This is a genomic window from Rhodoplanes sp. P11 (assembly GCF_964266735.1).
Lineage (GTDB): Bacteria > Pseudomonadota > Alphaproteobacteria > Rhizobiales > Xanthobacteraceae > Rhodoplanes > Rhodoplanes serenus.
Window position 1 is genome coordinate 81,964 of record NZ_CAXWGY010000012.1, and the last position, 12,214, is coordinate 94,177.

Below are 12,214 nucleotides of genomic sequence, written 5' to 3' on the forward strand. Positions count from 1 at the left end.
ATGGCGCCGCCGCTCCTCCAGCTCAAGGACATCGGCCTGACCTTCGGGGGCCGCCCGCTGCTCGACGGCGTCGAGCTGGCGGTGGCGGCCGGCGATCGGCTGTGCCTGGTCGGCCGCAACGGCTCCGGCAAGTCGACGCTGCTCCGCATCGCCGCCGGCCTCGTCGAGCCCGACCGCGGCGACCGCTTCGTGCAGCCCGGCGCCACCGTGCGCTACCTACCGCAGGAGCCCGACTTCGGCGACGCCAGGACGACGCTCGCCCATGTCGAGGCCGGTCTCGGCCCCGGCGACGACCCGTACCGCGCTCGCTATCTGCTGGAGCAGCTCGGCCTCACCGGCGACGAGGAGCCCGCCACGCTCTCCGGCGGCGAGGCGCGCCGCGCCGCGCTCGCCCGCGTGCTCGCCCCCGATCCCGACATCCTGCTGCTCGACGAGCCCACCAACCATCTCGACCTGCCGGTGATCGAGTGGCTGGAGACGACGCTCGCCGGCTCGCGCGCCGCCCTCGTGATGATCAGCCACGATCGCCGCTTCCTCGCCGGCCTGTCGCGGGCCACCGCCTGGCTCGACCGCGGCCGGCTGCGCCGCATCGAGCGCGGCTTCTCGGCCTTCGAGGCATGGCGCGACGAGGTCCTGGCCGAGGAGGAGCGCGAGCAGCACAAGCTCGACCGCAGGATCGTCGCCGAGGAGCACTGGATGCGCTACGGCGTCACCGCCCGGCGCAAGCGCAACATGCGGCGCGTCGAGCTGCTGGCGACGATGCGGCGCGAGCGTCGCGACTACCGCGCCGCCGCCGGCAGCGTGGCGCTGGCGGCGGCCCAGGCCGACACGTCGGGCGCCCTGGTGATCGAGGCCAAGGACGTCGCCAAGGCGTATGACGGCCGGCCGATCGTGACCGGCTTCTCGACCCGCATCCGGCGCGGCGACCGCATCGGCATCGTCGGCCCCAATGGCAGCGGCAAGACCACGCTGCTGTCGCTCATCACCGGAACGCTGGCGCCCGACGCCGGCACGGTGCGGCTCGGCGCCAACCTCGAGGTCGCGATGCTGGAGCAGGATCGCGACAGCCTCGATCCGGCTGCCACCGTCGCCGACACCCTGACGGGCGGTCGCGGCGACAGCGTGATGGTCGCCGGCAAGCCACGCCACGTGGTCGGCTACATGAAGGACTTCCTGTTCGCGCCCGAGCAGGCCCGCACCCCGGTCGGCGTGCTGTCGGGCGGCGAGCGCGGCCGGCTGATGCTCGCCCGCGCGCTCGCCAAGCCGTCGAACCTGCTGGTGCTCGACGAGCCGACCAACGATCTCGATCTCGATACGCTCGACGTGCTCGAGGAGATGCTCGGCGACTATGCCGGCACGGTGCTGCTGATCAGCCACGACCGCGACTTCCTCGACCGCATCGTCAACGCCGTGCTGGTGCCGGAGGGCGACGGCCGCTGGACCGAGTATGCGGGCGGCTACTCCGACATGCTGGCGCAGCGCGGCCGCGACCTCGCCCGTGCGACCGCCGCCCCGACCCCGAAGGACACCGGCGACAAGGGGGGCGACGCCGCTCCGCCGACGCCGCGCGACAGCGAGCCCAAGGCCGGCAAGCGCCGCCTCAGCTTCAACGAGAAGCACGCGCTGGAGACGCTACCGGCCCGGATGGCAGCCTTGCAGGCCCGCATCGCGGCGCTGCACGACACGCTCGCCGATCCGGGCCTGTTCGCACGCGACCGCAAGGCGTTCGAGGAGACCTCCTCGGCGGCGGCCGCCGCCGAGGCCGAGCTGGCCGCCGCGGAGGAGCGCTGGCTGGAGCTGGAGATTCTGCGCGAGGAGATCGAGGGGCGCTAGAGCATTTTCCGGCGAAGTGGGACCCGGTTCGCCGTCGAAAATGCGATCAAATAAGGACTTCCAGAGCGGGGTCGATCCAGTTGGATCGGATACCGCTCTAGGCGGAGCAGACTCCGCCACCTCGTGTCCCGGACGCGGCGCGACGCGCCGTGAGCCGGGACACGCGGCTTCATACGAGATCCGGCTAATCCACTCGGCGGTCATTCCGGAAGCCGCGAAGCGGCTGTCCGGAATCCAGCCGGGAGTCAAAAGTTTGCCGTGAGATGACGTGTGTCGCTGGGTTCCGGGTTCGCTGCGCCCGGCCGGCGCGAAGCGCCGATCCGGGTGCCGCGCCCCGGAACGACGGCGAACCGATCACCCGGAAACAGCATCACTCGACGGCAGCGTCCTGCTTGAGCTCCACCTTCGGCCGCGTGCTCGGGCGCAGCCGCTCGCGCACCGCCTGGAACGCCACGTAGAGCGGCGGAATGACGAAGATGCCGAGGAACGAGGCGAAGATCATGCCGCCGAACACCGGCGTGCCGACGTCGCGGCGGGCGAGCTGCGAGGCCCCCTCCGCCACCACCAGCGGCCACAGCCCGAGGATGAACGCGAACGACGTCATCATCACCGGCCGGAAGCGCAGCCGGGCGCCTTCGGTGGCCGCCTCCAGCAGCGGCACGCCACGCTCGCGCTGCTCCTTGGCGAACTCGACGATCAGGATGCCGTTCTTGGCCGCGAGGCCGATCAGCACCACCATGCCGATCTGGGCATAGAGATCGAGCGTCAGTCCCGCCAGCACGATCGCCACAAATGCGCCGAGGAGACCGACCGTCACCGACAAGAGCACGGGCACCGGAATCGTCCAGCTCTCGTACAGCGCCACCAGGAACAGATAGGCGAACAGCACCGCGAAGCCGAGAATGATGGCGGTTTTGCCCTCCGCCCGCTTCTCCTGGAACGCGGTATCGGTCCACTCGCCGGCGAAGCCGGTCGGCAGCGTCTTGGCGGCGACCCGCTCCATGGCGGCAAGCGCCTGCCCGGACGACACGCCCTCGGCGGGCGCGCCCTGCACCGTCACGGCGCGCCGGTTGTTGTAGCGGATCAGCGACGGCGGTCCGATCGCGATATCGGCCTCGGCGAGGCTGCGCATCGGAATCATCTGGCCGTCCTTGTTGCGCACATTGATGCGGAACAGGTCGTCCACCATGGCGCGGTCCACCGCCTCGCCCTGGAGCTGCACCTTCCAGGTGCGGCCATAGAGATTGAAGTCGTTGACGTAGAGCCCGCCCAGCGTCGCCTGGAGAGCCTGGAACACCGACGACAGCTCGACCCCGAGCACCTGGGCCTTGTCGCGGTCGATGTCGAGCCGGATCGACGGATTGGTAGCCGAGAAGGTGCTGAACACCCGGCTGAGATCCGGGTCCTGATTGGCGGCGATCAAGAGCCCGCGCAGCACTTGGGCCAGCACCTTGGGGTCACCCGCCTGGAGATCCTCCAGCACATAGGTGAAGCCGCCGCCGGTGCCGAGACCGATGATCGGCGGCGGTGCCAGCGGCAGCACCGTGCCGCCCGGGATTTGGCGGAGCTTGGGGGCGAGACGGGCCATCACGGCGCCGGCCCCGAGCGAGCGGTCGGCCCGCTCCTCGAACGGCTTCAGGGTGACGACGATGAAGGCGGCGTTGGCCTGCGAGAAGTTGTCGATGAAGTTGAGCCCGACCACCGTGGTGAAGTCGGCGATGGCCTTCTCGTCGGCCAGGATCGCCTCGGCCTGCTTCACCACCTCGGAGGTGCGCGCCACCGAGGCGCCGCCCGGAAGCTGGGCGACGACGAAGAAGGCACCCTGGTCGTCCTCGGGCAGAAAGCCCGTCGGGGTGATGCGCGCGAAGCCCCAGGTCCCCGCGGCCGCGGCGCCGACCGCCACCAGGCTGACGACGCTGATGCGGACGATGCGGGCCGTCACCGCCCCGTAGGCGTCGCGCACCCGGTCGATCGACCGCATGACGACGCCGATCGGCCCGCGCCGCGGCCCGTGATGCCGCTTCAGCAGCACGGCGCACAGCGCCGGCGACAGCGTCAGCGCATTGATGGCGGACAGGAACATCGACACCGCGACGGTGACGGCGAACTGCCGGAACAGCTCGCCCGAGATGCCGGGGATGAACGCCACCGGCACGAACACCGACAACAGCACCAGCGTGATGGCGACGATCGGCGCAGTGATCTCGGTCATCGCCTTCTTGGTGGCGTCGGCGACCGACAGCTCGGGATGCTCCTCCATCACCCGCTCGACGTTCTCGACCACCACGATGGCGTCGTCCACCACGATGCCGATCGCCAGCACCACCGCGAGCAGCGACACCGAGTTGGCCGAGTAGCCGATGGCGAGCAGCACCACGAAGGTGCCGATGAGGCTGACCGGCACCGCGATGGTGGGAATCAGGGTGGCGCGGAAGCTGCCGAGGAACAGATAGACCACCAGCACGACGAGCACGAAGGCTTCCACCAGCGTCTTCTGCACCTCGTGGATGGTGGCCTTGACGAAGGTGGTCGGGTCGTAGGTGACCTTCCAGGTCAGGTCCTCGGGGAAGCGCTTCTCCAGGTCGCCCATCAGGCGCTTGACGGCGTCGAGCGTGGTGATCGCGTTGGCGCCGGGCGCCTGGTAGATGGCGATGGCGGCGGCCGGGTTGCCGTTCAGCTCGGTGGTGGTGTCGGAGGTGGCGGCGCCGAGCTCGATGCGGGCGACGTCGGAGAGCCGCAGCACCGAGCCGTCCGGATTGGTGCGCACGACGATCTGCTCGAACTCCGCCACCGAGGCGAGGCGGCCCTGGGTCTGGATGTTGAGCTGGAGGCGCTGGTCGTCGGAGATCGGCCGGGCGCCGATGCGGCCCACCGCCGCCTGCACGTTCTGCGACTGGATCGCCTTGACGATGTCGCCGGTGGTGAGGTCGAGCCCGGTGAGGCGGTCGGTCCGCACCCACACCCGCATGGCGTAGTCGAGCGGCCCCCACAACGCGGCATCGCCGACGCCGGGCGTGCTCTTGATCTGGTCCAGGATGTTGATGGTGACGTAGTTGGAGATGAACAGCGGATCGTGCGTCTGCTTCGGCGACGACAGCGCCACGACGCCGAGAATCGCCGACGACTTCTTCTTCACCGTGACGCCCTGCCGGCGGACGTCCTCGGGCAGGCGCGACAGCGCGACCTGCACCCGGTTGTTGACGTTGACGGTGTTGATGTCGGGATCGGTGCCGAGCTCGAAGGAGACCATCAACGTATAGCTGCCGTCGTCGCCCGACACGCTCTTCATGTAGATGGACTTGTCGACGCCGACGATCTGGGCCTCCAGCGGCTGCGCGATGGTGGCTTCGACGACCGCGGCCGAGGCGCCCGGATAGCTGGTGGTGACCTGCACCTGCGGCGGCACGATGTCGGGATATTGGGCGAACGGGATCGCCAGCAGCGAGACGAGGCCCGCGATGGTGGTGACGATCGCGATGACGACCGCGAAGCGCGGCCGGTCGACGAAGATCGAGGACAGCATGGCTCAGCTCCGGCCGACGGGCTGCGTCGGGTTGGCGCGCACCGGCACGCCGGGCCGCACGCCCTGCAAGCCCTGGACAATGACCAGCTCGCCGCCCTTCAGCCCGGTGTCGACGACCACGTCGGGACCGATCGAGGAGGAGACCGTGAGCCGCCGCACCGCCGCCTTGCCGTCCTCGACGACGAACACGTAGACGCCCTGCTGATCGGCGATCAGCGCCGCCTGCGGAACCAGCACCTTCTCCTCGGCAGTGGCGGTCTGGAGCGTCACCCGGACGAACTGGCCGTCGATGAGGCGGCCATCCGGATTGGCGATGGTGGCGCGCGCCAGCACGGTGTCGGTCGAGCGGTTCACCGAGACGTCGATGAAGTTCATCTTGCCGGTCTGGTCGTAGGTCGACCCGTCGGAGAAGCGCAGCGACACGGTCAGCTCCTCGGGCGATCGCTTGCCGCCGCGGTTCGCCGCCTCCAGGAGCTCGCGCTGGCTGATCGGGAAGGTGACGTACATCGGGTCCTGGCTGACGATGGTGGTGAGCACGCCGGTGTCCGGCCCCACCACGTTGCCCTTGGTCAGCGCCGTACGACCGACCTTGCCGTCGATCGGCGAGGTGATCGCGGTGTAGCCGAGATTGATCTTGGCGGTGGCGAGGTTGGCCTCGGCGCTCAGCACGGCGCCCTTGGCCGAGGTCTCCTCGGCGATCGCCTGGTCACGCGCCACCACGGTACCGGAGCTGCGGGCCAGCAGATCCTCGGCGCGCTGGCGTTGCAGGCTGGCGAGCGCCAGCGACGCCTTGGCCCGCTCCAACGCGCCCTGCGCCTGCTCCACGTCGGCCGCGAACAACCCCTTCTCGATCGCGTAGAGCGGATCGCCGGTCTTGATCCGGTCGCCTTCCTTGAACTGCACGGCTTCGAGGAAGCCCTTCACGCGGGCTCGGATCTCGACCTTGTCGATGGCGTCGACGCGACCGACGAAGTCGGCCGACTGGTTGATGGCGCGCCGCTCGGCCGTCGCCACCCCCACCGGGATCGGGTCCGCTCCCGACTGCGCATAAGCTGGAAGTCCTAGTCCGAGAACAATCGCCACCACAAAGACCCATGAACGCATGGTCCGCCCCCTCCTCGATCTCATCGGCCCGCCGGCCGATGCACCGCACGCTTCGCCGACCTCCAGGACGTTTTGACTCCGGTCAAGGTCGGCACCGTCTGCCATGCTCATACTTCCGTTGGAATGGCGCTTTAGCAACGGTCCTGATGAGACGGAGCCGGATTTTCGATCACCGGCTCACGGCGCCCACCCAGCGCGCCGACCCTTCCCAAACCCGCGGAGGCCGCCATGGCCGCAGCGTCCGAGACCATTCTTCCGACCGCCGACGACCTGATGAAGACGATCGCCCTCACCGAGGCCGCGAAGGCCGAGGCCGCAATGCGACTACGGGCCCAGGAGGAAGCCGAGAAGGTGGCTCTCCTGGAGAAGTTCGAGAAGCCCTCGGGAGTGGACGACGCGGAGCGGCTGAAGCGAGCCGCCGCGATCATCAACCGGGCGGTCGCCAACGGGCTCACCGAGATCCAGGTGATCCGTTTCCCCAACGCGCTCTGTACCGATCGCGGCCGTGCGATCAACAACCAGGAGCCCGGCTGGGCGGCCACGCTCACCGGGCTGCCGAAGGAGCTGTACGACTTCTGGGATCGGCACATGAAGCCACGCGGCTATCGCCTCAAGGCCCAGATCGTCTCGTTCCCGAACGGCATGCCGGGCGACATCGGCCTGACCCTGTGTTGGGGCTGATGGCGCTCCAGCACGGCCTGGACCGATCCGGACCACGGCCCGCATCGATCAAACAACCGTGACTATCACCCCCACGCCAGGAGCCGATCATGGCTGACGAACACATTCCGTCGCCGCAGGCCAGCGCCGTCGTGACGGGCGGCAACGCCGCCGTCGCGGCCATCTCCTACCTGATCGACTATGCCCAGCGCACTATCCTGTTCTGGGACGTGATGCGCCAGCGCGGTAACGGCTATCGCGACCACATGGCGATGGCGGTGCCCCACGTGCTCGACTATGCGGCCGAGCTGGTGGTCGATGGCCGCACCCTGGAGCGGCCGGTCAATTACGGTCTCGTCCGCATCGTGCCGCCGGAGGGCGTCGAGATCGATCCGAAGCGGCGCCCCTTCGTGGTGGTCGACCCGCGCGCCGGCCACGGCCCCGGCATCGGCGGCTTCAAGGCGGACAGCGAGATCGGCGTCGCGCTCGCCGCCGGGCATCCGTGCTACTTCGTCGGCTTCCTGCCCGATCCGATGCCGGGCCAGACCATCGAGGACATCGCCCGCGCCGAGGCGGTGTTTCTCCAGGCCGTCATCGACCGCCACCCGGAGGCGGACGGCAAGCCGTGCGTCGTCGGCAACTGCCAGGCCGGCTGGGCCGTGATGATGCTGGCCGCCGTCGCGCCCGAGCTGTTCGGCCCGATCATCGTGGCCGGCTCGCCGTTGTCCTACTGGACGGGACAGAGCGGCCTCAACCCGATGCGCTACACCGGCGGGCTGCTCGGCGGCAGCTGGCTCACCGCCTTCACCAGCGATCTCGGCCACGGCCGCTTCGATGGCGCCTGGCTGGTGCAGAACTTCGAGAACCTGAATCCCGCCAACACCGTCTGGAAGAAGCCCTACAATCTCTATGCCAATGTCGACGACGAGGCGCCGAAATATCTCGGCTTCGAGCGGTGGTGGGGCGGTCACGTCAACCTGAACGCCGACGAGATGCAGTTCATTGTCGACGAGCTGTTCGTCGGCAACAAGCTGGCGGCCGGCGAGGTGCGCTCCTCGACCGGCACCGCCATCGACCTGCGCAACATCCGCTCGCCCATCGTGGTGTTCTGCTCCAAGGGCGACAACATCACGCCACCCCAGCAGGCGCTCGGCTGGATTCTCCAGCTCTACGACGACGTCGACGAGATCCGATCCTACGGCCAGACCATCGTCTACGCGGTGCACGAGTCGGTCGGCCATCTCGGCATCTTCGTGTCGGGCGGCGTCGCCCGCAAGGAGCACGGCGAGTTCGCCAGCAACATCGATCTCGTCGACGTGCTGCCGCCCGGGCTGTACGAGGCCGTGTTCGTTCCCAAGACGGGCGACACCCTCAATCCGGATCTCGCTCATGGCGACTGGGTGATGCGCTGCGAGGCCCGCACCCTCGACGACATCCGGCGGCTCGGCGGCAACACGGCGGACGACGACCGCCGCTTCGCCACCGTGGCGCGGATGTCCGAGGTCAATCTCGCGCTCTACAAGACCTTCGCGCAGCCGATGGTGCGCGCCATGGTCACCGCCCCGATGGCGGAGGCGATGTACCGGCTGCATCCGCTGCGGCTGCAATACGAGCTGGTGTCGGATGCCAATCCGTTCGCCGCGCCGCTCGCCGCCGCGGCCGACTGGGTCCGCCAGCACCGCCGGCCGGCCGATCCGGACAACCCGTTCCTGGCCTGGCAGGACAGGGTGTCGGAGCAGATCGTCGCCGGCCTCGACGCCTGGCGGGACTGGCGCGACGGCGCCAGCGAGGCGGTGTTCCAGGCCGTCTTCGGCTCACCCTTCGTCCAGGCGTTCTACGGCGTCGACCCGCAATCGGAGGCGCCGCTGCGCCGGGCCGGCAAGAGCGCGCTGCACCGCGAGCTGGTGGAGCGGCGGATCGCCGAGCTGCACGACAAGATCCCGGTCGGCGGGCTGCGCGAGGCGGTGGTCCGCGCCATCGTCTATGTCGGCCTGCCGCGCGCCTCGGTCGACGAGCGCGGCTTCGAGATGGTCCGTCGCATCCGCAGCGCCAGCGAGAAGACCCGGGCGGTGCCGCTGGCGGAGTTCAAGGCGCTGCTGCGCGAGCAATTCTTCATGCTGCTGATCGACCCGGAAGCGGCCGTGGCGGCCATCCCGTCGCTGCTGCCGGACGATCCGGCTGCCCGCGCCGAGGGGCTGGCGATCATCCGCCAGGCGCTCTCCGCCTGCGGCGAGCCGACCGGCGAGATGGAGACGCGGTTGCGCCGGGTCGTTCGGATGTTCGGCGGCGAGGCCGGGCCGAGCCTCACGGTGGTGCCGCGCGAGGCGACCGTCCGCGAGGCGTCGTAGCGTGCCGGCGCCGCGCGGCCGCTCGTCCCGCGCGGCGCTCCCCCTGCTGGGCCGCACGAGGGGCTGGACGCGCTCGCCCGACCCGCCCGCGCCCGGCGGTCCATCCTTGGCCTCACCTCCGTCGTTGTTCCGTCGTTCTCCCTCCGCCATCGTCGCACCGGGATGTCGCCGAAGGCGGCGCCACCCACAGCAGAGAGACAGCGCATGATTCCCGCCTACAAGGCCCGCATCCACGAGGGCAAGCGTGGCCTGATCGTCGGCATCGCCAACGACCAGTCGATCGCCTGGGGCTGCGCCCGGGCGTTCCGCGCGCTCGGCGCCGAGCTCGCCGTCACCTACCTCAACGAAAAGGCGCGGCCGCATGTCGAGCCGCTCGCGCAGGAGCTCGAAGCCGACATCGTCATGCCGCTCGATGTCCGCGAGCCCGGCCAGATGGAGGCGGTGTTCGAGCGCATCACAAAGACCTGGGGGCGCCTCGACTTCGTCGTCCACTCGATCGCCTTCGCGCCGCGGGAGGCGTTGTCGGGCCGCGTCATCGACGTCGACCGCGACGGCTTCCTCACCACCATGGACGTGTCGTGCTGGTCGTTCATCCGCATGGCGCACCTGGCCGAGCCGCTGATGACCGAAGGCGGCGCGCTTTTCACCATGACGTATTACGGCAGCCAGATGGTGGTGCAGAACTACAACATCATGGGCGTCGCCAAGGCGGCGCTGGAGAGCGCGGTGCGCTATCTCGCGGCCGAGCTGGGGCCGAAGGGCATCCGGGTGCATGCCATCTCGCCCGGCCCGCTGGCGACGCGGGCCGCCTCCGGCATCCCGGAATTCGACGAGCTGTTGGAGAAGGCACGGGGCAAGGCGCCGACCCACGCGCTGGTCAGCATCGACGATGTCGGCCTGACCACCGCTTTCCTGGCGCACGACGCGGCGCGCTCGATCACCGGCTCGACCCTCTACGTCGACGGCGGCTATCACATCGTCGACTGACGGTGCGCATCGCCGGGCGGCGGCCGCTCGCCGCTGCTACGGGCCGAGGCGGTCGACCGCCTCGGCGGCCGCCTCGGCCACGGTCAGGAACACGACGCCGGCCTCGATCAGCGTGTCCAGCACGTCGCCGAGGGCCCGCAGGCCGGCGCCGCGGCCGATCACCGCCGGGTCCAGCGCCAGGGTGAGCACGCCCCAGTCGAGGCTGTCGCGCATGAACAGGGCTTCGTCGAGCAGGGTCTGAAGGGCGAGGCGGGGCGCCTCCAGCACCAGCGCCGAGGCCGGGACCGGGTGCGCGCCGTCAACGCCGGCGCGAAGCACCGGCGGCCAGCCGATCGGCATCTCGATCAAGCCGGCGGCCGTCGCGTCGTCGCCCGTCGCACCTGCACCCGGCGCGGCAGGGCGGCGCGGCAGCCGCCAGGGCCAGAGATGCCCGCTGCGGAGCGACGAGTCGTAAGTGAAGCGCTGCGCGTCGAGCCGCGCCAGGGTGGCGTCGTCCAGCGCCGCGCCGGCCGCCCGAAAACCGCGCGGGGACTGTCCGCCAAGCCCCCGGATCGCCGCGATGCCACGGCTCAGATCGGCGTCCGCGGACGACAGCCCCGCGGGCGCTGCGCCCACACCGAGCAGGCCGATCTCGTGCCCGGCGAAGACCGCCCGCTCGCACAGCTCCGGATGCGCCGCGATGGCCTCCGTCGCCATGAACCAGGTGGCCGGCAGCCCGCGCCGCCCGAGCAGATCCATGAGGCGGGCGGCACCGACCGACGCGAATGGCGTCGCCGGCTGCCCGGCCGTTTCCGCACCCTCCGCCGCGCCATGCGGCGGGGCGGCGAGATCGATGGTGAGGCAGACGATGGAACGCGGCACGGTCCGGGTCTCCCGCGCGAAGGTCGTGCTCGGTGCCGATCCGCTCACCGGCCCTCCAGGAACGGCAGCACGGCGGCGAGAAAGTCCTCGGGCGCGGTCTGCGAGCAGGCGTGGCCGCCCCACGGCAGACGCGCCAGCCGCGCGTCCGGGATGCCGGCGGCCAACTCCTCCGACAGATGGGGCGGCGTCAGGATGTCGTCCTCGGCGCAGACCACGAGAGTCGGCGCGCGGATCGCGCCGAGCCGAGCCCGCCGGTCGAAGGCGACGATCATGTCGATGCGCGCCGCGATCGCCTCGGCGGGCGGCGGCGCCGCGTCGGCGTCGGCGATGATCTTGGCGACCCTGTCGCGGTGGCGCGCGATCCAGCGCGGCGGATAGAGGAACAGCGGCCCCATCTCGTTGTAGGCCGGCACGCCGCGCTCGATCAGTGCCCGGCGGCGGATCTCGAAGCAGTAGGAGAAGTGCGGGTCGGGTCCGGCCCAGCCGGCGTAGAGCACCAGCCGGCCGAGCCGGTCGCGATGGTCGAGCGCCATCACCTGCCCGACCGCGGCGCCGGTCGAGTGGCCGATCATGTGGCAGCGGTCGCAGCCGAGATGATCGAGAAGCGCGGCGAGGTCGGCGGCCAGCGCCTCGACGCTGTGGGTGGTGCGACGCGCGCGGGCGCGCGACGCGCCGGTCGGGATCTGATCGTGCAGGATCACCGAGAAGGAGCGCGACAGCACCGGCACGAGATTCGTCCAGTAGGCCGCCACCCCGCCCAGGCCGGTGACCAAAGCGAGCGGCGGGCCTTCGCCGACCACCTCGTAGGCCAGATCTCCATCGGGGCGGGCGAGCGTCGGCATGGTGTCTCTCGTCGTCTCGTCTCTCGGTCGCAGGGTTGAGGCGCCCGCGCGGCCGC

The 12,214-nt window shown here is 70.3% G+C and carries 8 protein-coding genes; 4 read left to right on the forward strand and 4 right to left on the reverse strand.

Features of this window, described 5'->3' with window-relative positions; genetic code table 11:
- Positions 1 to 1,833 (forward strand): ABC-F family ATP-binding cassette domain-containing protein, encoded by a 1,833-nt coding sequence (locus ACFQUV_RS09625; protein WP_129610889.1) that lies wholly within the window; start codon positions 1 to 3, stop codon positions 1,831 to 1,833.
- Positions 1,834 to 2,203: 370 nt separating this feature from the next.
- Here the strand turns inward: ACFQUV_RS09625 and ACFQUV_RS09630 are convergent, their stop codons facing one another.
- Together ACFQUV_RS09630 and ACFQUV_RS09635 are read right to left on the reverse strand one after the other, a co-directional pair.
- Positions 2,204 to 5,356 carry an efflux RND transporter permease subunit gene (locus ACFQUV_RS09630; RefSeq protein WP_129610890.1) on the reverse strand — a complete coding sequence of 1,051 codons (3,153 nt, stop codon included), beginning with the start codon at positions 5,354 to 5,356 and terminating at the stop codon, positions 2,204 to 2,206.
- A gap of 3 nt (positions 5,357 to 5,359) precedes the next feature.
- Positions 5,360 to 6,460, reverse strand: coding sequence for an efflux RND transporter periplasmic adaptor subunit (locus tag ACFQUV_RS09635; RefSeq protein ID WP_129610891.1), 1,101 nt, complete (start codon positions 6,458 to 6,460; stop codon positions 5,360 to 5,362).
- Between the two features lie 228 nt (positions 6,461 to 6,688).
- Between ACFQUV_RS09635 and ACFQUV_RS09640 the strand changes: the two genes are divergently transcribed.
- The 3 genes from ACFQUV_RS09640 (at position 6,689) to fabI (ending at position 10,455) form a co-directional block, all read left to right on the forward strand.
- Positions 6,689 to 7,141, forward strand: a complete 453-nt coding sequence (locus ACFQUV_RS09640) for a hypothetical protein (RefSeq protein ID WP_129610892.1) — start codon at positions 6,689 to 6,691, stop codon at positions 7,139 to 7,141.
- Between the two features lie 89 nt (positions 7,142 to 7,230).
- Positions 7,231 to 9,468 carry a DUF3141 domain-containing protein gene (locus tag ACFQUV_RS09645; protein WP_129610893.1) on the forward strand — a complete coding sequence of 746 codons (2,238 nt, stop codon included), beginning with the start codon at positions 7,231 to 7,233 and terminating at the stop codon, positions 9,466 to 9,468.
- Positions 9,469 to 9,672: 204 nt separating this feature from the next.
- Positions 9,673 to 10,455, forward strand: a complete 783-nt coding sequence (fabI, locus tag ACFQUV_RS09650; RefSeq protein ID WP_129610894.1) for an enoyl-ACP reductase FabI — start codon at positions 9,673 to 9,675, stop codon at positions 10,453 to 10,455.
- Positions 10,456 to 10,491: 36 nt separating this feature from the next.
- Here fabI and ACFQUV_RS09655 read toward each other — a convergent pair whose 3' ends face one another.
- The gene (locus ACFQUV_RS09655; protein ID WP_165364128.1) at positions 10,492 to 11,316 is read right to left on the reverse strand and encodes a polysaccharide deacetylase family protein; all 825 of its coding nucleotides are present in this window, start codon (positions 11,314 to 11,316) and stop codon (positions 10,492 to 10,494) included.
- A gap of 44 nt (positions 11,317 to 11,360) precedes the next feature.
- The gene (locus tag ACFQUV_RS09660) at positions 11,361 to 12,158 is read right to left on the reverse strand and encodes an alpha/beta fold hydrolase (protein ID WP_165364129.1); all 798 of its coding nucleotides are present in this window, start codon (positions 12,156 to 12,158) and stop codon (positions 11,361 to 11,363) included.
- Between the last annotated feature and the right edge of the window lie 56 nt (positions 12,159 to 12,214).